We start from the raw sequence: 22070 nt of genomic DNA on the forward strand, positions 1-22070 counted from the left end.
GGATGACGGTTACAATCTTACGCGAACGTCTTGCCGAACGCGTCGAGCGCGGCGACGAGCTTTGCCTTCGCGCCATCGCCCAGATCCTTGCTGTCACGGATTTCCGCGAGGATTTCGGGGTGATCGTGACGCAGATAGGCCAGCATCAGTTCTTCGTAACGGGTCACGTCCTTGACCGGCACGCTATCCAGATAGCCGTTGGTGCCCGCGAAGATCGACGCGGTCTGCTCCTCGAAGGGCAGGGGCGAGAACTGGGCCTGCTTGAGCAGTTCGGTCAGGCGCGCGCCACGGTTCAGCAGCTTCTGGGTCGAAGCGTCGAGGTCCGAGCCGAACTGGGCGAAGGCCGCCATTTCGCGATACTGCGCCAGTTCCAGCTTGATCGAGCCGCTGACCTTCTTCATCGCCTTGGTCTGCGCGGCGGAACCGACGCGTGACACCGAGAGGCCGACGTTGATGGCCGGACGGATGCCCTGATAGAAGAGGTTGGTTTCGAGGAAGATCTGGCCGTCGGTGATCGAGATCACGTTGGTCGGGATATAGGCCGACACGTCGCCCGCCTGCGTCTCGATGATCGGCAGCGCGGTCAGCGAGCCTGCGCCGTTGGCGTCGTTCATCTTCGCGGCGCGTTCCAGCAGGCGGCTGTGCAGATAGAAAACGTCGCCCGGATAGGCTTCGCGGCCCGGAGGACGGCGCAGCAGCAGCGACATCTGGCGATAGGCGACAGCCTGCTTGGAAAGATCGTCATAGACGATGACGGCGTGCATGCCGTTGTCGCGGAAGAACTCACCCATGGTGACGCCGGCATAGGGCGCGAGATACTGGAGCGGAGCGGGTTCCGAAGCGGTCGCGGCGACGACGATGGAATATTCCATCGCGCCATTTTCCTCAAGCTGCTTCACGATCTGCGCGACGGTCGAACGCTTCTGGCCGACGGCGACGTAGATGCAATAGAGCTTCTTCGACTCATCGTCGCCCGCATTGACGCCCTTCTGGTTGATGAAGGTGTCGATGGCGACGGCGGTCTTGCCGGTCTGGCGGTCGCCGATGATGAGTTCGCGCTGGCCGCGGCCCACGGGGACGAGGGCGTCGATCGCCTTGAGGCCGGTCTGCACGGGTTCGTGCACCGACTTGCGGGGGATGATGCCCGGCGCCTTGACTTCCACGCGCTTGCGCTCGGTATATTCGATCGGGCCCTTGCCGTCGATCGGGTTGCCCAGGCCGTCCACGACGCGGCCCAGCAGGCCCTTGCCCACCGGAACGTCGACGATGGTGCCGGTGCGCTTGACGGTGTCGCCTTCCTTGATCTCGCTGTCCGATCCGAAGATCACGACGCCGACATTGTCGGCTTCCAGGTTCAGCGCCATGCCCTGCACGCCGTTGGCGAATTCGACCATTTCGCCCGCCTGGACGTTGTCGAGGCCATGGACGCGGGCGATGCCGTCACCCACGGTCAGCACGGAACCGACTTCGCTCACCTGCGCTTCGGTGCCGAAATTGGCGATCTGGTCCTTGATGACCTTCGAAATTTCTGCGGCGTTGATATCCATGTTCAGCCTTTCATCGCCAGGGCGAGACTATTCAAACGGGTACGGATGGAGCTGTCGATCATCTGGCTGCCGATCTTGACGACCAGCCCGCCGAGGATTGCGGGATCGACTTTCGGATCGACCGTGACATCGCGGCCGACACGCGCCTTGAGGCTCTTGCTCAGGGCAGTGATCTGGGTCTTGGTGAGCGCATGGGCGCTCGTCACTTCGGCGCGAACCTCGCCCTTGTGATTCGACAGCAGCGTTTCATAGGCGCGGATGACCGCGGGAAGCTGCGACAGGCGGCGGTTCTGCGCCAGCACGCCCAGGAATTTGGCGGTGAGGGGGTCCGTCCCGATCGACGCGGCCACGGCGGCGATGGTCTTGCCCGCCGCATCGCGACTCAGCACGGGGCTGTTGATAAGCTCCCTGAAATCAGCCGACTGCGCGATCGCGGCCTTGAGCGCGGCAAGGCTCTCGGCAACGGTGTCGAGCGTCTTGCCGTCGCGGGCCAGATCGAACAGCGCCACCGCATAGCGGCCGCTTAGGCTAGCCTGAATACCGCCGGTAGTCTCCACGCGCTTACCGTCCTCCACTCAATATGCCGGTCATGCAAAGAAAGGGGAGCAGTCATGCCCGTTCCCCTGTTGCGGGGCCGGTTAGCAGCGCGATTATGATGATGCAAGCCATGGCGCGCGATTCCTTCGCACAGGGTAAAGCATGGCCTTGCGGCCGCGTGCGCGCCCGCCGGCCAAATGGTCAGTTTTGCGGACCGGCGGGGGTCAGGCGGCCCTTCTGGCAGCGATAGACCAGCCGTTCATTGGGCTGGGCGGGCAGAAGGGCCGAAAGATCGGAGCGGAGCGCGGAAATCCGCGCGAGCCGGTCGGAATCGGCGCCGCAGCCCTTGACGGACATATCCTTCACCAGCGCGCGCGCCTTGTCCATCACATCCATGTCCGGGAGCCAGCGCTGGATTCGGAGCTGCCCCGTCGCCGGGTCGAATTCACTGATGCTGACGAAATGGCCTTTGTCGGGAATCGTCGGGCGCTGCCATTTGGTGCCGACGGAGACATATTGCGTCTGCCCGTCGACGCAGCCGCCTTCGGCCCAGTGGAACGGGACGTCGTTCGCCTGCGACACGGTGAGGCGGCTGCGGTTCACATCGATGCGGCAGATATTGTCGCCCGCCCAGGCATAGGCGTTGTTGCCGACCGCCTTATGGTCGTCGGGAAGGACGATCCGTTCGTCGATGCTGGAAAAGCTGGGCTTGAGGAAGAACAGGCCCAGCGCGCCGAACAGGGCTATGCCGCCCCCGGCGAGCCACCATGTCGCGCGTCTTTCCCGCTTCTGGGTGTAGAACAGCCCGCCCGCGCCCAGGCACAGCACCGCGATGGCCAGCAGCACCGCCGCGCCCGCCATGGCGTTTTCGCGGGCGGAGATCACGCCGCGTTCGGCATCGTCGCGGGCCTTGTCCATCGCGGCTTCATGGGCATCGGCCTGCGCGCGTTCGCTTTGTTCGGTCGCCTGCGCCTCGCGCTGGGTGATCGCCGCTTCGGCCGCGTCCGCCTCCGCCATGGATCGGCAGGGGACGACGGTGTGCAGCGACGACACGCCCGCCTGCCGCAGGAAGGAGGCGACCTCCCGCCATGACACGGCGAATCCGAATTCCGCATCATTGCCGTCCGACACCGAACCGAAGCTGTTGACGCCCAGCACCCGTCCGCAATCGTCGACCAGCGGCCCGCCGCTATTCCCGGCGGCGAGCGGCGCGGTGTGGAGGATCGTGTCGAAGCTCTGGGTCGAACGGCCCGAGGAGGTGTTGCCGCTGGTCTTCACCGTGCCGAGCGGCTCCACCATCTGCTTGAGGCCCAGTCCCTGCGCGCGGTCGACGGTGCCGGGATAGCCGATGGCGGTCACATGCTGTCCGTCGCCCACCGCCCCGGCGTAAAAGGTGCTGACGGGCAGGGAGCCTTCCTCCAACTGGATCAGCGCCAGGTCGTTGCCCGGCGAATAGGCGATGACGCGCCCGCCAAAGGTCTTGCGCCCTTCGGACGGGATCACGCCGATGACGAGATTCTTCTCCTCGCGGGTCAGTTCGACCACATGGGCGTTGGTCAGCACCTTGTCCGGCGCGACGGCAAGGCCGCTGCCATGGCCCACGAAATAGGCCTCGCTTCCGTCCGTCGCGACCAGCACGACGCGGACCACGCCGCGCGCGGCGGCAGCGATGTCCTGCTGTTCGGCGCGCGCCATGGCGGGCATCGCGAGGGCAAGGACCAGGCAGAGGCGGCGGAGAAAAGCGACCATAGTGGCGCGCATACATATGCTAAGGCCGCTATTAGGCAATCGGGAAATATGCGGAAGGACAAGGAAGCGGCTTTTTGACCGCAAGCGGCGGGAAGCGTGGCGATTCCCTTCGGCTTATCCCATATGCATGAACCAGATGACTCGCCCCGATGCCTCCGTGCGGACCATGCCCGATCCCGACGCCTGCTGGGCGGCCTTCCTGCGCCGCGACCGATCCATGGACGGCCGGTTCGTTGGCGCGGTGCTGACGACAGGCATCTATTGCAAGCCAAGCTGCGCGGCGCGCCGCCCCAGGCGGGAAAATATGATCTTCCTGCCCGATCCGGCGGCTGCGCGGGCGGCGGGATTCCGCGCCTGTCTGCGTTGCCGTCCCGATGAGGTCGGGCGCGATCGGCTGGCGGTGGAAGCGGCCATCGACCTGATAGCCGCCGCCGAAACGCCGCCATCGCTGGAGCAGGTTGCCGCCCATGCGGGCTATGCGCCGCATCATTTCCATCGCCTGTTCAAGCGGGAAACGGGGATGACGCCGGCCGCCTATGCCCGCGCCCTGCGCGCCGAGCGGCTGAAATCGGCGCTGGGAAAGGAGAACAATGTGACTCAAGCGATCTACGAAGCGGGCTATAACGCCCCCAGCCGCGCCTATGCCGATGCGGAGCGCCATCTGGGCATGACGCCGAGCGCCTGGAAGGACGGCGGCAAGGGCGCGACGATTCGCCATATGATCGTCCTCACCAGTCTTGGGCGCGCGCTGATCGCCGCGACGGAAAAGGGGCTGTGCCGGATCAGCTTCGAGGAGGATGAAGCCGATCTGCGCCGCCGCTTCCCCAGGGCGGAGATCTTGCCCGCCGACGCGCGCCTTCATGCGCTGGCGAAGCAGGTCGCGGCTCTGATCGACGATCCGGCGGGCAGTGCGGATCTTCCCGTCGATGTGCGCGGCACGGTTTTCCAGCAGGCGGTCTGGGCGGCCCTGCGCGCCATTCCGCCCGGCGAGACGCGCAGCTATGGCGAGATCGCGGCCGCCATCGGCAGGCCCGGCGCGGTGCGGGCGGCGGGGACGGCCTGCGGCGACAATAATCTCGCCGTCCTCATCCCCTGCCACCGCGTGCTGCGCGGCGACGGCGGCATGGGCGGCTACGCCTATGGGATCGAACGGAAACGGGAACTGCTGGAGCGGGAAAAGGGGCGTTAAGGGATCAATCCTCTTTCCTTCCCGGACCCCGTGCGTCACCACTTTGCATGTGATTCGGTGTCATTGGGGGATGGCTGGACATGGGGACGTTTCTCAGGCTGCTGGTCCTTCTCGCCGCGCTAACGGTCTTGTCGCCGGGATCGGCGCGGGCGGAATGGCTTCAGGCCAGAAGCGGCCATTTCACCATCTACAGCGAAGACAACGAAAAGAAGCTGCGCGACTTCGCGGAAAAGCTCGAAAAGTTCGATTTTCTCCTGCGCCATGTGACGGGGGTGGACGACCCGGAAGCAGGCAGCCCGGTCCATGTTTACCTGCTGGCCAATGAGGCCAAGGTGAAGGGACTCGCCCGCAATCCCGATATCGGGGGATTCTACACAACGTCGGACCGTTTCGCCTATGCGGTGCTGGCGCGCGGGGAAAAGGACGGCGCGTTCGATTTCGGCGCGCAGGAAATCCTGTTCCACGAATATACGCACCATTTCATGCTGCATCATTTCCCGGCGGCCTATCCCGCCTGGTATGTGGAGGGGTTTGCGGAGTTCTTTTCCACCGTCAAATTCCCGCGCGACGGGGCCATCGAATTCGGCCACATACCCGTAGCGCGTGTTCCGGGTCTGGTGCTGGGGTCGATCTATCCCCTGAAAGAGCTTTTCGCCCGCGATACCGAAGGCCTCAAACGGGCCGATGGCGACCGCTATTATGGCACGGCATGGCTGCTGGTTCATTATTTCCAATATCGGGACAGCCGTAGAGAGGAATTCGTCCATTATCTGAACGATCTGGCGAAGGGCGTTCCGGATATGCAGCTCGACAGCTATTTCGCTGGCGGGCTGGCTGGAATGGAAAGGGATCTGCGCGCCTATATGCGTCAGCGCCTGACCATGTCCCGCCTCGCGCCCAATGTCGCGACCGTTGGAGAGATTGCGATCACGCCGGTCGAACCGGCGCGAGCAGCCTTGGTCGGGGACGAACTGCGGTTGATGGGCCATCCCCGGACCGACGAATTTCCTGCCCTCGTGGCGTCCATCCGCCAGACGGCGGCAAAATTCCCCTCCAGCGCCTATGCGATGGCCTTGCTGGCGGAAGCGGAGCGGCAGGCGGAGCAGGCGGACGCCGCTCTGGCGGACGCGGATCGCGCCATTGCGATCGATCCGGGGCTTTCACGCGCCTTTGGCACAAAAGCGCAGATATGGCTGGAGCGCGCGCAGGAGAGCGGCAAGGAAGAGGATTGGCTTGCGGCGCGCGGCGCGATCCTCAAGGCCAATCGCGCGGATATGGAAGACCCCGTGCCGCTTGCGCTTTTCTATCGTTATCACGCCATGCGGGGCGGGCCGATGCCGGAAGTGGCCTATGACGGGCTTTACAAGGCCTATGGCCTGCTGCCGCAAAACCCGGACTATCGCCTGGCGCTTGTTCATGCCCTTGCCGCGAAGGGGGATTATGCCGCGGCATCGCGCCTGCTCGATCCGCTGGCTTATTCGCCCCATGCTTCCGAAGGGCGCGACATGGCGCTGCAACTCAAGGCGCAGTTCGACGCGGCGGCGAAAGGGAAGGGGATTTCAGCCGCGCCATGATGACGCTGCGTTCCCGATCGGTCATGCGGCTCCAGCGGGCGATTTCCTCCAGCGTGCGTCCGCATCCCGTGCACGTCCGGCCGGTTTCGTCGAGCAGGCAGACCTTGATGCAGGGGCTTTCGATCACGATCCCGCTCACATGAAGCTATAGGGATCGACGTCCACCGCGACCCGCGTGCCGGATTTCCACGTAAGATTGCCCAGCCATTCGCGGATCGCCGCCTGCACATCCACCTGCCGCGCGGCGTGGATCAGCAGCCGGTGCCGGTGCCGCCCGCGCAGCACCGAGAGCGGCGCGGGTGCGGGGCCGTAAACCCGCATCCCGTCGATGAGCGGCGCGGATTTGCCGATCAGGCGGGCGACCTGCGCGGCTTCGTCGGCATCCTCGCTCGACACGATGATCGCGGCGAAGCGGCCGAAGGGCGGCGCGTTGGCGTGGCGGCGATTCTCCGTCTCCACCGCATAGAAACGCTCCGCATCGCCCGCGATCAGCGCCTGGATGACCTCCGCTTCGGGCATCCGCGTCTGGATGAAGACGCGCCCCGGCTTCACGCCGCGCCCCGCGCGCCCCGCCACCTGCACGATCTGCTGGAAGGTCCGCTCCGACGCGCGCAGGTCGCCGCCCTCCAGCCCCAGATCGGCGTCGATCACGCCCACCAGCGTCAGGTTCGGGAAATGATAGCCCTTCGTCACGAGCTGCGTGCCGATGATGATGTCGACCGCGCCTGCCTCCACCGACTTCACGAACTCCGCCACCTTCGCCGGGGACCAGAGCGTGTCGGATGTGACGATGGCGGTGCGCGCCTGCGGCCAGAGCGCCTTCACCTCGTCCGCGATCCGCTCGACGCCCGGACCGCAGGCGACGAGGCTGTCCTCCTCCTTGCACTCCGGGCAGAAGCGGGGTGAGGGGATCACATGCCCGCAATGATGACAGGCCAGCCGCCGGGTCAGCCGGTGCTCGACCATCCACGCGGTGCAATTGGGGCATTGGAAGCGATAACCGCAATGGCGGCACAGCGTCAGCGGCGCATAGCCCCGCCGGTTGAGGAACAGCAGGCTCTGGTCGCCCTTCGCCATCGTCTCGTCGATGGCGAGGACCAGCGGCGGCGCGATCCAGCGCCCTCGTTCGGGCGGGTCGGTCAGCAGGTTGATGCCCGCAATGTCCGGCATTTCCGCCCCGCCATAGCGCCCCGGCAGCTTGATTTCCCGATAACGGCCCAGCTCCACCTGATGCCGCGTCTCTATGGCGGGCGTGGCGGAAGCGAGGACGACCGGGAATTTCTCGATCAGCCCGCGCATCACCGCCACGTCGCGGGCATGATAGTGGACGCCATCCTCCTGCTTGAAGCTCGCCTCATGCGCTTCATCGACGACGATCAGGCCCAGATTGGGATAGGGCAGGAACAAGGCCGATCGCGCGCCCACCACCACCCGCGCCTCGCCCGCCGCGATGGCGCGCCAGGCCCGCCGCCGCTCGCTCTGCCGCAGGCCGCTGTGCCAGTTGACCGGCACCGTGCCGAACCGCTTCTCGAAGCGTTCGAGGAAAGGCTCCGTCAGCGCGATTTCGGGGAGCAGCACCAGCACCTGCCGCCCTTCGCGGATCGCGGCGGCGATGGCCTCGAAATAGACCTCCGTCTTGCCCGATCCCGTCACGCCGTCCAGCAGGAACGGCGCGAAGTCGCGTGCATGAACCGCCTCCACGAAGCTGTCGGCGGCGGCGCGCTGCTGGTCCGACAAAGCGGGCGGCGCATGATCGGGGTCGGGCTGCGGGAAGGGGGTGTCGACGCTCACCTCCATCGCCTCGAACGCGCCCGCCTTGATGAGGCCGCGAATCACCGCGTCGCTCACCCCGCCGATCATCGCCAGCTCGCGGATCAGCCCCTGCCGCTCGCCGATCCGTTCCATGGCCTGCGTGCGCTGCTCGGTCATGCGGTCGGGCAGGGTGCCGGTGGCGCGATATTCGATGACCGTCCGCGCGCCCTCCAGCGCCGCCATCGACGCCAGCGTCATCCGCAGCACGGCGGCGGGCGGCGCGAGATAATAATCCGCCGTCCATTCGATCAGCCGCCGCAGCGTCTCCGGCACCGGCGGCGCGTCGACCAGCGCGACGAGGTTGCGCAGGCGATTGTCGCCCACGCTCTCCACATCGGGGAAAGCATCCTCCTCCCACACCACGCCGACGATCTGGCGCGGCCCGAGCGGCGCGACGACGATGCTGCCGGGCTTGGCGTTCATCCCGTGCGGCACGCGATAGTCGAGCGGCCCCAAGGCGGCGTTCAGCAACAGGACACGGGCGCGCGAACTCATGGGCATGTCCCTAACGCGCCTGGGGGAAGGAGGCAAAGCCGCCCGTTCAGATTTTCCAGGCGAGCGTCAGCCAGGGAACATGCGCCACCGCATCCGGGCGATGATCGCGGAAATTCTGCTGGCGCATATAGAGCAGTTGCACGTCCATCGCCTTGCCCACCGCATGGCGCAGCCCGATCTGGTGACGCATGGCGGCAAGGCCGCTTTTATCCGAAGGCCGCGCGCGGTTGAGGTGGAAAAAGACTTCCATCGCGCCCACCAGCGCCCATCGCTTGTCGCGATCCACCGGCACGCTGGCCTGCACCCGCTGCCGCAATCGCCAGCTCGCGCGATCGGCCGTGTCGAACAAACGCTGCTCCAGCCGGGTGCGCGCCAGCCAGATGCCTTGGTTCAGCGTCACCTGCTGGAACAGGCGCATTTCCTCTTCCGCCTTGCCCTCCACATAAGCGATGCCGCCGCCGACCAGCACGCCCCGCGCCACGCGATGATCCAGCGCCAGCCGGAACAGCGCCTGCTCGTCGTCCGACTCCGCGCGCCGGAAGCGTTGGCTCATGTCCAGCGTCACGATGTCGGTCTCGCTCGCCCTGATCGCCACCGATTCGGTGATCCACGCCTGATTTTCCTCCCTCGCGGCAAGGGCGGGCGGGGCCGTCGGCAGGCCCAGCGAAAGGAAAACGCCCCACAGCATGCGTGGACGCGCGAAAAAAGGCATGGATCGGTCCTTTGGAAAGGTTGCGCCGCCATAATGTTGCGTCCGTTTCGATGCAAAGCCTTTGCGGGCAGGGCGATGGCGATTCCGGCGGTCAGCCGCTAAAGGGCAGGAACGATTCGTCCCATCGCCCCCGGAGCAAAGTCCCATGAAATTCTTCGTCGACACCGCCGACACCGCCGAAATCCGCGAACTGGCCGCCACCGGCCTGCTGGACGGCGTGACCACCAACCCCTCGCTGATCGCCAGGTCGGGCCGCAAGTTCATTGAAGTGGTGGAAGAGATCTGCGGCATCGTCGAAGGCCCGGTTTCCGCCGAAGTCGTCGCGCTCGACCATGAAACGATGATGAAGGAAGCCGCCATCCTGCGGAAGATCGCGGACAATGTCTGCATCAAGGTGCCGCTCACCATCGACGGCCTCAAGACCTGCAAGGCGCTGAGCGACGATGGCTGCATGGTCAATGTGACGCTGTGCTTTTCGGCCAATCAGGCGCTGCTGGCGGCGAAGGCGGGCGCGTCCTTCATTTCGCCTTTCGTGGGCCGTCACGACGACAATGGCTTCGACGGCATGAAGCTGATCGAGGACATCCGCCTCATCTATGACAATTACGCCTTCGATACCGAAATCCTGGTCGCGTCGGTCCGCCATCCGATCCATGTGCTCGAAAGCGCGAAGATCGGCGCGGACGTGATGACCGCGCCGCCCGCCGTCATCAAGGCGCTGTTCAACCATGTGCTGACCGACAAGGGCATCGCCGGGTTCCTCGCCGATTGGGAAAAGACCGGCCAGTCGCTGCTCTGATTATGGTCCGGGGGCTGGAAACATCTCCGGCCCCCGTTCATTCTCTCCTGTGCAACCAGGGGAGAAAAGGCCATGTTCGTCGCGATCTACTGGTGGCGCGTCCATCCCGGCAAGGAAGACCAGTTCCGCAGCGCCTGGCGACGCGGCACCGACCTCATCCGCGAAAAATATGGCAGCTATGGATCGCGCCTGCACCGCGACGCGGACGGGCGCTTCGTCGGCTATGCCGAATGGCCGGACGAGGCGACCTGGCGCGCGGCCTTCGACCGGAAAATGGTCTATGACGACCCTGAAACCCGCGCCGCCTTCGTCGACGCCATCGCCGAAGTCCCGCCCGATGCGGACCCCATCTTCACCATGACGGTGACGGACGACCTGCTGCTGCGGTCCCGCCATGAGGACGGCCCATGAAAATGTTTCAGGGACGTCCATTATGGCATCGGGAAGAGGGCCGATGGGCCGGGATCGTGTTTAACGTGAATACAGCTATTCCGCCGGCCCTGCGCTTGCGCCGACGAGATAGCGGTCCCGCATCGCCTGAAGCGCGGCGCTGTCGAGGCCGAGGCCATCGCGAAGATAGGCGTCGAACGACCCATATCGGCGGTCGACGGCGGTGAAGGCCGCTTCCAGATATTCCCGCCGTACGGTCAATATGGGTTCAAGCTGCTCGCGGGTAAGCGGGGCCAATTTTGCATAGCTGGCGGCGTTCTTGTCGGCGAGGTAGCTATTGCTCGCCAGATAGTCGGCAAAGACCGTCTCGCGGGGCACCCCTAACGCCGTCAACAACACGGCGGTCGCCCATCCCGTGCGGTCCTTGCCGGCGGTGCAATGATAGACGAACCGCAATGGCGCGGCCGACACGCGCGCCACCAGGGCGTGATAGGCTTTCCGGGCGCTATCGGTGACGACGAAATCCCGATTCAGTTCGATCAGGAACTCCGCGCCCCGTCCCGAGGCGATGGCCTCCATGGCGCGGTCGATATCGCCGCCCTTCTCGCCGGTCGATTGCATGACGTCCAGCACCAGGGGGGCGGCGCCGGGCGGCAGGCGGTCCGGCTCGCGGGTCCGCTCCTTTTCCGTGCGAAGATCGATGACGAGGTCAAGGCCCAGGGCGGTGATCGTCGCCATATCTTCCGTGCTGATCCGGTCCATCTGGTCGGACCGATAGATGGCCCCCATGCGTACCCAGCGGCCATCTGTCGTCCTGTACCCACCCGCGTCGCGGAAGTTGGGCGCCGTGACAAGGCCCAGGCCGCGGTCGGCAATCGTCAGCGGCGCGCCGGCTTCCGGCTTGAGCGTGAAATACCAGCGCTGCCCGCTGCCCGGCGAGGCGATCCGGATATCCCCGGCCGATCCGCCATGCGCCACGATCCGGCCATCCCGCCCGTCGGCTTGCAGGCCCGCCAGCACGGTGACGGCGCCGGCCGCCGCCGGGGCTGACCAGCGGAGGCGATACCCGCCCCCTTCCTCGGCGTGCGCCTGCGCCTCGACGAAGGGGATGACGGCTTGGTTGACGGCCGCGGCGGTGCTGACCGGCCGCTCGACCGGCTGACCGGCGCAGCCGGCCAGCACCAGGGCGACGGAGAGGCCGGCCGCGAGAGAGGATTTGAACCGCATCGCCATCAGAACCGCGTGCTCAGCTCGACGCCATAAGTCCGCGGGTCGTTCAGGGCCGCCACCCGGTCATTGGTCAACCCGCTGCCTCCAAAGTTGAATCGGAAGGTCTGGAAATCCTCATTGAACAGGTTTTTGCCCCAAAGCGACAGGGAAAGCTTGGGCGCGCCGCCCAGCGCGATGTCCGCCAGGGTGATGCGCGCATTGGTCAGCAGATAACTGTCGGCCAGGACCGGCGAGCTCGCGCTTGTCGGGAAAGTGCCGGAATAGTTGAAATCGGCATGCAGTTTCAAGGTCATGTCGCCGACGGGCACGGCATAGTCCGCCGAAAGACTGGCGGCATTGCGCGGCGTGAATGCGGGACGCAGGTTCGCCAGGACGCCGCTGAACGGGTTGACGAGCGGCGGGATCTTGGCGTCGGTGAAGGAATAGCTGCCGGTCAGCGTGAATCCCTGGAGGGGCGCCAGGGTCAGGTCGACCTCGATACCCTTGATCTTCGCCGTCGCATTCGTGTTCAACGTTTCGACCGCGGATGGATTGGCCGGATTGGAGAAATCGATCTGCATGTCGCGATAATCCATCGAATAGGCCGCGATGTTCAACCGCGCGCGCCGATCCCAGAATTCCGATTTCAGGCCGACCTCCCAGCTGCGCACTTCTTCTTCCGCAAAGGGACGGTATGTGGCCGACCGTCCATTGGCGCCGCCGGCCCGATAGCCGATGCTATATTTGGCATAGGCGTTCACGTCGCGGCTGAAGTCGAAAGCGATCGTGGCCATCGGGTCCAATCGCGACGAGGTGAATTGATAGGTCAGCGCCGCCGGCGCCCCGCGCAGCAACGGGATGCGGCCATGTTTCTTGTCGTGGGTGTAACGCAGGCCCCCTGTCAAGTGAAGGCGTTCGTCCAGAATGGCCGGCGTCCAGGTCGCCTGCCCGAACAGGGCGCGTGATCGTGCGTGGTTATCCGACGCCCGATCGGGCCAGACGCCGCCCGACGGCGGATTGTTCACCGTATAGGCCGTTCCATCGTCGTTCCAGCGATAGACGAAGGAGGCATAGGCCCAGTCGCTGGCGTCCTCGTTGAACAAATAGGCGCCGAGCACATAGTTGAGGTGATCCGTCGTGCCGATCAGTTGCAGTTCCTGGCTGAACTGATCCTGGTCGACCCGCGCGGCGCTGCTGCGGGCGAAATTGCCGTTCGGGCGATATCCGGTCTGATGCCCTATGTCATTGTCCTCCTGGGTTTGGGACAATTTGCGATAGGCGGTGATCGACCGCAGGGTCAGCGCGTCGGAAAGCTCCCAGCTCGCGTTGAGGCTATGCCCTGAAACCTTCGCGACGCTCGGCTCCAGCGGCACGCCGATCCGCGCCCGGCGGACACGATCGGGTTCAAGGGAAAAGATGGGCGGAAGGGCGATCGGGGCGCCTCCTGCTATGGTGCCTTCGATCTGCATATAATTGGGGCTGGAGCGATCCCGGGAGACATCGAACGAATAGAGCAGTTCGATGGCGTCGGTCGGCTGCCAGAGCGCCTGGGCGCGAAAACCCTCCCGGCGATAGGCGCCCCAATCCCATGCCCCGCGCAGCGGATTGTCCACCAGCCCGTCGCGCCGCGACACCATGCCGTCCAGCTTGATGCGGATGCCGGCGAATTCGGGCAGATTGACATGCGCCTCCGCAGTGCGTCCGTCATAATTGGCCAGGCCCACCTTGGCGTCGACCCCGAACTCGCCGCTCGGGCGCTTCGATATGATGTTCAGTGCGCCGCCCACGGCGTTGCGGCCGAACAGCGTGCCCTGGGGACCGCGCAAGACCTCGATCCGCTCCAGATCGAACAGTTCGGTGCCCAGCCCCTGGACGCGGGCGAGATATACGCCGTCCACATAGAGCGCGATGGCGCCGTCACGGCTGATCTGGGTAGCGTCGCCGGAGCTGATGCCGCGCATGGCGATGTTGAGGGCGGATGGCCGGCCCGAAAATGGCGCGATGCGCAAGGACGGAATAGCGCCGCCCATCAGATCGCGAAGCCCGGTGATGCCCTGCTGTTCCAGCGCCGACTCGCCCAGCACCGACATGGAGATCGGCGTGTCCTGGATATTTTCCGCGCGCTTCTGCGCGGTCACGATGATCTCTTCCAGTCCGCTATGCTGTTCGGCCGCGTCCTGCGCCCGGACTTCGGCCAATGGCATGGCCAACAACGATACGCCCGCGGCCAGAGCCGTCCGAAAATTCGTTCTTGCAAGAATTTGCACGAGATGCATGGCGCCCTCCCCCATTTCATGTCCTGAGCCGCCTCTGCCTACATAACAAGTGTACGGCTTACTCAAGGGAGTACATGGCGCGCTGGATTCGTTCAATGCGTCATGAATTTAATCATTCATGTGATGTTCTGTAGTATTTAATAAGGTTTTCAAGTATTTCCGCAACGGAACGGATCATGGTTTTATCCCATATCCCGCTTGTTATATGTGCGCCGGATGCCACCAGAGATAACACCTGTGCGGCTCCGATATCCATGTTTCCTGTTGCGGCGGCGGCCGGAAACACAATTCTGGCATGTCGGCCGCGGCGGCTGCGCGCCATTGCCGCGAAGGGGGCGAGGGCCGGGTCGCGCGCCGCCGCAAGACTGATCTGATGTCCCACGCGTGAAAGGGTTCGAACGACGGCGCCCGGGGCCGGATCGAGAATTTTCCGGATACCCATGCTGTCGCGGGGACCGCGCGGCATGTCCTGCTGCAGTCCGTCCTGCAAAGCGGCATAGAGCCATTCGATCCCGGCGTGGAGAATATCCGCCCGCGTCCGAAAATAGTGCGCAACCGTGGACGGAGGAACATCGGCCCGCATCGCTACCGCCCGATGGCTTATCGCGCCGACGCCGGATGTCGCGACAAGATCTCCGATTGCCTGGGAAATCGTCCCTCGCCGTCCACTATGGTCGGAAGGCTCGCGCCGCAATTGGGAATGCAGACGGTCGATGAGGGGCGCGAAGTCCAAAGCGTGGGAGGCCGGGAAAACGCCGTCCAACATGCGGGCGATGTTGGCGTTCCTCAGCAATCGATATTCCGGCAGGGCGCCCAGCGAAAGGCTGTGCAGCGTTTCTTCGGCAACGAATGCCGCTATGGCGGGTGCAAGCCAGCCGGCATGGGGATGCCCGCCTTGCTCCAGCAGCTCTTGCCACGCTGCGGTCTGCTCCTTGCGGACCGATTCGATCGCGGCCGCCGTCGCGTCGCTATGTTCGCGATCGAGCAGAAGCTCAAACCAACTGAGCGACAATGCCCTTCTGTTGGAAACGGCATCATCGATGCAGAGGTTCGTCAGCGCCGCAAGGGTCTGGTTGTCCAGCGGCGTCATCAGTTTTGCCAGTGCGGCGAAACCGCCTATTGCCTCAATCTGCTCTTTCGCTTCATGATCCGCGAAGGCGTCAAGCAGATATTGTTTTTTACCGAAGTGATAAGTCAGATCGCCCAGCGTCCATCCAGAGGCTTTCCCCAGCGTGCGCAAGCTCAAGGCGGACAGGCCTTTCTCCGCAACGATGGAGCGCGCCGCCATCATCAAGCTGTTCATCTTGTCGTCGCTATGACGCGGGCCTTGCATGTTTTCCATTTCCGTGACCAGACTTGTGAGGGATGTGTCGCCTTAGAGCGGATTTCTACCGCCGTGTAGAGTGGCCCTCCGGGGTCCGTTCCAATGAACTGGATGCGGTTATGGACCGGCAATCTCCGATCTCGACCGCCCTCTCGCCATGGCCGGGTCGGCGATGCACCCGCCCGGGCCGAAAAAGCACGCCCTGCTTTGCGTGGCGACCCCGGCAGGATTCGAACCTGCGACCATTCGCTTAGAAGGCGAATGCTCTATCCAGCTGAGCTACGGGGCCGTCGCTGCGCTCGATAGCGGCGCTTGCGCGCGCGCGCAATCGTCAGCGCCATTTGCAATCCCGCGCGCGCACGATATGCAGCGTGCATGAACGACGTGGAAGTCCGGAAAATCGATGCAACGGCGCTGGGTGCACGCCCGCTGCGCTATTTCGATTTCTTCATGGCGGCTTTCGTCGCGATCCTGCTGCTGTCCAACCTGATCGGCGCGGCCAAGCTGTCCTCGCTGGGCGGCGTCACCTTCGGCGCGGGCATATTGTTCTTCCCGCTGGGCTATGTGATCGGCGACGTCCTGACCGAAGTCTATGGCTACGCCCGCGCGCGGCGCTGCGTCTGGGCGGGGTTCGGCGCGATGCTGTTCATGGCGCTGATGAGCTGGGTCGTGGTGGCGCTCCCCCCGGCGGAGGGCTGGCCCGACCAGGCGGCCTATGAAGCCGTGTTCGGCAGCACCTGGCGCATCGTCTTCGCCTCGCTCGCCGCCTTCTGGGCGGGGGAACTGGCGAACAGCTTTGTGCTGGCGAAAATGAAGCTGCTCACCAAGGGTAAATATCTCTGGACCCGCACCATCGGCTCGACGATCGTGGGGCAGGGTGTGGACAGCCTGCTTTTCTATCCGCTGGCCTTCTATGGCGACTGGACCAATGCGCAGGTGCTGACGGTGATGGTCACGAACTGGGCGATGAAGGTGACGTGGGAAGCGGTGCTGACGCCCGTCACCTATCTCGCCGTCAACACGCTGAAGCGCCGGGAAGGGCTGGACGTGTATGACGAGGGCACGAACTTCACCCCCTTCCGCACGCGTCTTTAGGGATAATCCGCCCGCACGAAATACAGCCCGTCCGGCGGCGCGTTGAGCGCCAGCGCCGCCCGGTCCCGCGCCTCCAGCGCCCTTTGCATATCCGCCGCGCTCCACCGTCCCATGCCCACCATGGCGAGGCAGCCCACCATCGACCGCACCTGATGATGCAGGAAGGACCGCGCCGCCGCATGGATCGCGATCCGGTCGCCCGCGCGCTCCACGTCCAGCCGGTCGAGCGTCTTGACGGGACTTGCCGACTGGCAATGGGCCGAACGGAACGTCGTGAAGTCATGCAGCCCGACGAGGACTTGCGCCGCTTCCTGCATCGCCTTTTCATCGAGCGGCTGGATCACCCGCCACGCCAGCCCGCTTTCCCATGTCAGCGGCGCGCGCCGGTTGACGATGCGATAGACATAGGACCGCCCCACGCAGGAAAAGCGCGCATGCCAGTCATCCGGCACCGCCTCGCACGCCAGCACGGCGACGGGATGGGGCCGCAGCCGCGCATTGACCGCCTCCATCAGCCGGAAGGGCGGCATGTCCTTTTCGACATCGGCATGGCACCGCATCGCCAGCCCATGCACCCCCGCATCGGTCCGCCCCGCCGCATGGATCACGGCGCGCTCGCCCGTGACAGCGAAGATCGCGTCCTCCATGGCTTGCTGCACGCTTGGCCCATGCGCCTGCCGCTGCCAGCCCATGAAGGGCCGCCCGTCAAATTCCACGGTGAAAGCGAAGCGGGTCATGGATTATCGAACGGCCATGTAGGGCTCAGCCATCGACCCGGCTGCCCGCGGGCATGTCGAACCCGCGCAGCAATTCCCCCGCCGACATCGCGCCCTTGCCCGCCCGCTGGATCAGCGTGGGCCGGATCGCGCCATGCCCGCACCCGATCAGCAGGCTGTTGTCGAGCAGTTCGCCCGCCGCTCCGCCATGCTCCTCCACCTGCGCCGCGAGCACCCGGAACCGCTCGCCGCGATATTCGAAGAACGCGCCGGGAAAGGGGTTGAAGGCGCGCACTTGCCGCTCGACCTGATGCGCGTCCCGCGAAAAGTCGATCCGCGCTTCCGCCTTGTCGATCTTCGCGGCGTAGGTGACGCCCTCTTCCGGCTGCGGCACCGGCGGATGCAGCGACAGGTCATCGAGCACCTCCACCATCAACGCGCCGCCCGCCTCCGCCAGTTCCTGCGTCAATTCGCCTGCCGTCTTGTCCTCGATCGGCGTCACATGCTTGGCGCGCATCGGACCGGTGTCCAACCCCGCTTCCATGTCCATGATCGTGACGCCGCTCAGATTGTCGCCCGACAGGATCGCCCGCTGGATCGGCGCGGCGCCCCGCCAGCGCGGCAGCAGCGAGGCATGGATATTGAGGCACCCGAAACGCGGCGCATCCAATATCGCCCTGGGCAGGATCAGCCCATAGGCCGCCACGACCGCCGCATCGGCCTTGAGCGCCGCGAAATCGGCCTGCACCGCCGCGTCCTTCAGCGTCAGCGGTGTTCGCACCTCGACCCCCATCGCCTCGGCGCGGCTGTGCACGGGGGAGGGGCGCAGCGCCTTGCCCCGGCCCGCCGGACGCGGCGGCTGGCTATAGACCGCGACGATCTCATGCCCGGCCCGCGCCAGCGCGTCGAGCGCCGGAACGGCGAAATCGGGGGTGCCCATATAGACGATACGCATAACGGCCTTCTTGCTTGTTTCCCGCACCAGCCCGCTCCCCCACCCGGCCACCCATAGAATACTGCCGTTGGGTGGCCGGGTGGGGGAGCGGGCTGGCACCGCATCCGAAATGCGCTTGCCGGCGCATTTCCGAGGAAGCCTCTCAAACTCTTTTGACCCTCAGCTTGCAAGCCCTTATCTCGGTTCCATGGCTTCTCCAGAAATCGACGCGCTGACGCAGGCGCTTTCCCGCCTGCCGGGCCTTGGCCCCCGTTCGGCGCGGCGGGCCGTGCTGCACCTGCTCAAGAAGCGCGAAACCGCGCTCGAACCGCTCTTGCGCGCATTGGAGGCCGTGAACGAACGGCTCGTCACCTGCGGCATATGCGGCAATGTCGACACGGTCGATCCCTGCGGCATCTGCGCCGATCCGCGCCGCGACGCCCGCGCGCTCTGCGTGGTGGAGGATGTGCCGGACCTGTGGGCGCTCGACAAGTCCCGCCTTTTCCCCGGCCGTTTCCATGTGCTGGGCGGCCGCCTGTCCGCGCTGGAGGGCGTGCGGCCCGAAGACCTCGGCATCGACACGCTGGTCGCCCGCGTGGAGGCGGGCGGCATAGACGAAGTCGTCCTCGCCATGAACGCCACGCTGGAGGGGCAGACGACCGCCCATTATCTCGCCGAAAGGCTGGAGCGTTTCCCCATCCGCCTTACCCAGTTGGCCCATGGCGTGCCGGTCGGCGGAGAGCTGGATTATCTGGACGAAGGCACTTTGGCGCAGGCGTTGCGCGCCCGCCGTCCGGTCGCTTGAAAAAAACCGCCGATCCGCTTATTTTGCGATCATGGCCATTCTTCCCATCCTTGAGGCGCCCGATCCGCGCCTGCGTACCATTTCGACGCCCGTTGAGGCGATCGACGACGATTTGCAGCGCCTGATCGACGACATGTTCGAAACGATGTATGACGCGCCCGGCATCGGCCTCGCCGCGATCCAGGTCGGCGTGCCCAGGCGCGTGCTGGTGATCGACCTCCAGGAACCGGAGTCCGACGAAGAAGGCGCGCCGTCGGTCAAGAAGCCGCTGGTCTTCATCAATCCCGAAATCCTCGAAGGCTCCGACGACCTGTCGGTCTACAATGAAGGCTGTCTCTCCGTCCCCGACCAATATGCCGAGGTGGAGCGCCCCGCGACCATCCGCGCAAGCTGGATGGACCGCGACGGCCGCATCCATGAGGAACAGTTGGAAGGCCTCCTTGCCACCTGCCTCCAGCATGAGATGGACCATTTGCAGGGCGTCCTCTTCATCGACCACCTCTCACGCCTGAAGCGCGACATGCTGCTGAAGAAACTCGACAAGGCGCGGAAGGCGGCGGCCTGAATTCAGCATAGCGCGTAAACAAAAGCGCCCCGGCTGAAAGGCTGGGGCGCTTCTGTTTTGGCGGAATGGGCCTGGTCTGGTCGCGACCATTTCCCGCCACCCAAATCGGATAGCGCCGCTACGCAACCCCATCCGTATCCAGCGCATATCCCGCCGAGCGCACCGTCCGGATGATGTCCTGATATTTGCCGTCCGCGTTGATCGCCTTGCGGAGCCGCCGGATATGCACGTCCACCGTCCGCAGCTCGATGTCGCTGTCCTGCCCCCACACGCTGTCGAGCAGCCGCTCGCGCGAGAAGACCCAGCCCGGATGCTCCAGAAAGTGCTTCAACAAGCGGAACTCGGTCGGCCCCAGCGGCACCACCTGTCCGCCGCGCCGGACCTTGTGACCCACCGTGTCCATCTCGACATCGGCGAAGCTCAGCGTCTCGCCGGCCAGCGCGGGCCGCACCCGCCGCAGCACCGCGCCCACGCGCGCCACCAGTTCGCGCGGCGAAAAGGGCTTGGTCACATAGTCGTCCGCGCCCGTCTCCAGGCCGCGCACGCGGTCCTCTTCCTCGCCCCGCGCGGTCAGCATGATGATCGGCACGTTCGCGGTCCCGTTCATGCGGCGCAGGCGGCGGCACACCTCGATCCCCGACAGGCTTTCCACCATCCAGTCGAGCAGCACGATGTCCGGCGCGTTCTCCTGCGCCAGCAGCAGCGCCTCCTCGCCGTCGACGGTATGGGCGACCTCGAAATCCTCCCGCTTGAAATGCCAGATGAGCAGTTCCGCGAGCGCCGCGTCATCCTCGACCAGCAGCATCTTGGCACGGGCCACGCTCAATCCTCCGCCTGGCCGCTGCCGCCGCGTTCGCGGTCGGGCGCCGTCTGGCCGGTCGCGGCGTAATAGACCATCTCGGCCACATTGGTCGCATGGTCGCCGATCCGCTCGATATTCTTGGCGACGAACAGCAAATGCGCGCATTCGCTGATCGTCTTGGGGTTTTCGACCATGTAGGTAACGAGCGAGCGGAATACGCTGTCGTAGAAATCGTCCACCACCGTGTCCCGCTCGATCACCGCCACGGCCAGGTCCGCGTCCCGCGCGGCGAAGGCGTTGAGCGCATCATGCACCATCTCGCCCGCCACCTGCCCCATGGACGGCAGCATCGACATCGGCTCCAGCGTCCGCCTGTTGGTGGCGATGGAGGGCACGCGCTTGGCGATGTTCTTGGCATAGTCGCCGATCCGCTCCACCACGCTCACGATCCGCAATGCGGCGATCACGTCGCGCAGGTCGTTCGCCATCGGGGCGCGCAGGGCGATGATCTGGATCACCAGCTTCTCGACCTCCGATTCCAGCGCGTCGATGCGCTTGTCGTCGGCCACCACTTGCGCGGCCAGTTTCTTGTCATGCCGTTGCAGCGCCAGCATCGCATTTTCTATCGCCGCCTCCGCGCGCCCGCCCATCTCGGCGATAAGGCCGCGCAGCTTGTCGATTTCCTCGTCGAACGCCTTGATCGTATGTTCAGCCATGTCTCGTCTCTCTCCCGCGCCGGTCGGCCCCAAAGTCAGCCGTAGCGCCCGGTGATGTAATCCTTGGTCCGTTCCTGCCGCGGATTGGTGAAGATGTCGGACGTCACGCCATATTCCACCAGCTCGCCCAGGTGGAAAAAGGCCGTCCGCTGCGACACGCGCGCCGCCTGCTGCATATTGTGCGTGACGATCACGATGGCGTAGCGCCCCCGCAATTCGTGGATCAGTTCCTCGATCTTCGCCGTCGCGATGGGATCGAGCGCGGAACAGGGTTCGTCCATCAGGATCACTTCGGGTTCCACCGCGATGGCCCGCCCGATGCAAAGCCGCTGCTGCTGCCCGCCCGAAAGCGCCGTGCCGCTGTCGTGCAGCCGGTCCTTCACCTCGTCCCACAGCCCCGCGCGGCGCAGCGACTTTTCGACGATCACGTCCAGATCGGCCTTGCCCGCCGCCAGCCCGTGGATGCGCGGCCCGTAAGCGATATTCTCGTAGATCGACTTGGGAAAGGGATTGGGCTTCTGGAACACCATGCCCACCCGTGCGCGCAACTGCACCACATCCATGGAAGGGGCATAGATATCCTCCCCGTCCAGCGTGATCGCGCCTTCGACGCGGGCGCTCGCCACCGTGTCGTTCATGCGGTTGAGCGTCCGCAGGAAGGTCGACTTGCCGCAGCCTGAAGGGCCGATGAAGGCCGTCACATTGTCCATGTCGACGTCGATCGACACGCCCTTGATCGCCTGCTTGTCGCCATAGAACACCTTGACGTCGCGCGCGGTCATCTTGGTTTCGGTGGCGGGGGCCAGCGTTTGCGGTTCATGCAT

The 22070-nt window shown here is 65.1% G+C and carries 21 protein-coding genes and 1 tRNA gene; 7 read left to right on the forward strand and 15 right to left on the reverse strand.

The window, feature by feature from the left end; translation table 11 throughout:
• Nucleotides 1-17: 17 nt before the first annotated feature.
• The 3 genes from atpA to IQ35_RS03970 form a co-directional block, all read right to left on the reverse strand.
• Nucleotides 18-1547, reverse strand: a complete 1530-nt coding sequence (gene atpA, locus IQ35_RS03960) for a F0F1 ATP synthase subunit alpha (protein ID WP_145072025.1) — start codon at nt 1545-1547, stop codon at nt 18-20.
• A gap of 2 nt (nt 1548-1549) precedes the next feature.
• The gene (locus IQ35_RS03965) at nt 1550-2104 is read right to left on the reverse strand and encodes a F0F1 ATP synthase subunit delta (protein WP_021245729.1); all 555 of its coding nucleotides are present in this window, start codon (nt 2102-2104) and stop codon (nt 1550-1552) included.
• Between the two features lie 181 nt (nt 2105-2285).
• Nucleotides 2286-3833 carry a S1C family serine protease gene (locus IQ35_RS03970; protein WP_021245728.1) on the reverse strand — a complete coding sequence of 516 codons (1548 nt, stop codon included), beginning with the start codon at nt 3831-3833 and terminating at the stop codon, nt 2286-2288.
• 127 nt (nt 3834-3960) lie between these two features.
• On the opposite strand from IQ35_RS03970, the gene ada reads away from it, so the two are divergent.
• The gene (gene ada / locus IQ35_RS03975) at nt 3961-5022 is read left to right on the forward strand and encodes a bifunctional DNA-binding transcriptional regulator/O6-methylguanine-DNA methyltransferase Ada (protein ID WP_145072026.1); all 1062 of its coding nucleotides are present in this window, start codon (nt 3961-3963) and stop codon (nt 5020-5022) included.
• Between the two features lie 80 nt (nt 5023-5102).
• On the forward strand, nt 5103-6596 hold the full coding sequence (locus IQ35_RS03980) for a hypothetical protein (protein ID WP_145072027.1): 1494 nt from the start codon (nt 5103-5105) through the stop codon (nt 6594-6596).
• Here the strand turns inward: IQ35_RS03980 and IQ35_RS03985 are convergent.
• Genes IQ35_RS03985 through IQ35_RS03995 form a run of 3 tightly spaced genes read right to left on the reverse strand, consistent with a single transcriptional unit; the run spans nt 6541 to nt 9615 of the window.
• On the reverse strand, nt 6541-6735 hold the full coding sequence (locus tag IQ35_RS03985) for a DUF1289 domain-containing protein (RefSeq protein WP_199739910.1): 195 nt from the start codon (nt 6733-6735) through the stop codon (nt 6541-6543). The genes IQ35_RS03980 and IQ35_RS03985 overlap by 56 nt on opposite strands.
• Complete coding sequence (locus IQ35_RS03990) at nt 6732-8903, reverse strand: primosomal protein N' (RefSeq protein ID WP_145072028.1); 2172 nt, start codon at nt 8901-8903, stop codon at nt 6732-6734. The genes IQ35_RS03985 and IQ35_RS03990 overlap by 4 nt, the downstream gene beginning before the upstream one ends.
• A 46-nt stretch (nt 8904-8949) precedes the next feature.
• Nucleotides 8950-9615: a DUF2490 domain-containing protein gene (locus IQ35_RS03995; protein WP_145072029.1), complete on the reverse strand. Its 666-nt coding sequence runs from the start codon at nt 9613-9615 to the stop codon at nt 8950-8952.
• Between the two features lie 145 nt (nt 9616-9760).
• Between IQ35_RS03995 and fsa the strand changes: the two genes are divergently transcribed.
• Nucleotides 9761-10414 carry a fructose-6-phosphate aldolase gene (gene fsa, locus IQ35_RS04000; RefSeq protein WP_021245722.1) on the forward strand — a complete coding sequence of 218 codons (654 nt, stop codon included), beginning with the start codon at nt 9761-9763 and terminating at the stop codon, nt 10412-10414.
• Between the two features lie 72 nt (nt 10415-10486).
• The gene (locus tag IQ35_RS04005; RefSeq protein ID WP_145072030.1) at nt 10487-10825 is read left to right on the forward strand and encodes an antibiotic biosynthesis monooxygenase family protein; all 339 of its coding nucleotides are present in this window, start codon (nt 10487-10489) and stop codon (nt 10823-10825) included.
• Between the two features lie 75 nt (nt 10826-10900).
• Here IQ35_RS04005 and IQ35_RS04010 read toward each other — a convergent pair whose 3' ends face one another.
• From IQ35_RS04010 to IQ35_RS04025, 4 genes are all read right to left on the reverse strand, one after another.
• On the reverse strand, nt 10901-12037 hold the full coding sequence (locus IQ35_RS04010) for a tyrosine-protein phosphatase (RefSeq protein WP_145072031.1): 1137 nt from the start codon (nt 12035-12037) through the stop codon (nt 10901-10903).
• Nucleotides 12037-14217: a TonB-dependent receptor gene (locus tag IQ35_RS04015; RefSeq protein WP_242003282.1), complete on the reverse strand. Its 2181-nt coding sequence runs from the start codon at nt 14215-14217 to the stop codon at nt 12037-12039. Before IQ35_RS04015 ends, IQ35_RS04010 begins: the two co-directional genes overlap by 1 nt.
• A gap of 184 nt (nt 14218-14401) precedes the next feature.
• The gene (locus IQ35_RS04020; protein ID WP_145072033.1) at nt 14402-15631 is read right to left on the reverse strand and encodes a TetR/AcrR family transcriptional regulator; all 1230 of its coding nucleotides are present in this window, start codon (nt 15629-15631) and stop codon (nt 14402-14404) included.
• A 194-nt stretch (nt 15632-15825) separates the two neighbouring features.
• Nucleotides 15826-15902, reverse strand: a tRNA-Arg gene (locus IQ35_RS04025).
• Nucleotides 15903-15988: 86 nt separating this feature from the next.
• Between IQ35_RS04025 and IQ35_RS04030 the strand changes: the two genes are divergently transcribed.
• Entirely contained in the window at nt 15989-16708 is a 720-nt protein-coding gene (locus IQ35_RS04030; RefSeq protein ID WP_031291549.1) for a queuosine precursor transporter, read from the forward strand.
• On the opposite strand, the gene truA is transcribed toward IQ35_RS04030, so the two are convergent.
• Together truA and fmt are read right to left on the reverse strand one after the other, a co-directional pair.
• Entirely contained in the window at nt 16705-17445 is a 741-nt protein-coding gene (truA, locus tag IQ35_RS04035) for a tRNA pseudouridine(38-40) synthase TruA (protein WP_145072034.1), read from the reverse strand. The genes IQ35_RS04030 and truA overlap by 4 nt on opposite strands.
• 25 nt (nt 17446-17470) lie before the next feature.
• Entirely contained in the window at nt 17471-18379 is a 909-nt protein-coding gene (fmt, locus tag IQ35_RS04040; RefSeq protein ID WP_145072035.1) for a methionyl-tRNA formyltransferase, read from the reverse strand.
• Between the two features lie 187 nt (nt 18380-18566).
• Between fmt and recR the strand changes: the two genes are divergently transcribed.
• Entirely contained in the window at nt 18567-19163 is a 597-nt protein-coding gene (gene recR / locus IQ35_RS04045; protein ID WP_062063866.1) for a recombination mediator RecR, read from the forward strand.
• Nucleotides 19164-19194: 31 nt separating this feature from the next.
• A complete protein-coding gene (gene def, locus IQ35_RS04050; RefSeq protein ID WP_021245713.1) occupies nt 19195-19728 on the forward strand; it encodes a peptide deformylase in 534 nt (177 codons plus the stop codon).
• Nucleotides 19729-19846: 118 nt separating this feature from the next.
• Here def and phoB read toward each other — a convergent pair whose 3' ends face one another.
• Genes phoB through pstB form a run of 3 tightly spaced genes read right to left on the reverse strand, consistent with a single transcriptional unit; the run spans nt 19847 to nt 22070 of the window.
• Nucleotides 19847-20548: a phosphate regulon transcriptional regulator PhoB gene (gene phoB, locus IQ35_RS04055; RefSeq protein ID WP_031291547.1), complete on the reverse strand. Its 702-nt coding sequence runs from the start codon at nt 20546-20548 to the stop codon at nt 19847-19849.
• A 2-nt stretch (nt 20549-20550) separates the two neighbouring features.
• Nucleotides 20551-21246: a phosphate signaling complex protein PhoU gene (gene phoU / locus IQ35_RS04060; RefSeq protein WP_145072036.1), complete on the reverse strand. Its 696-nt coding sequence runs from the start codon at nt 21244-21246 to the stop codon at nt 20551-20553.
• Between the two features lie 35 nt (nt 21247-21281).
• A complete protein-coding gene (pstB, locus tag IQ35_RS04065) occupies nt 21282-22070 on the reverse strand; it encodes a phosphate ABC transporter ATP-binding protein PstB (protein ID WP_373886186.1) in 789 nt (262 codons plus the stop codon).

The sequence above is a fragment of the Sphingobium wenxiniae genome (assembly GCF_007830065.1).
Taxonomy (GTDB): domain Bacteria; phylum Pseudomonadota; class Alphaproteobacteria; order Sphingomonadales; family Sphingomonadaceae; genus Sphingobium; species Sphingobium wenxiniae.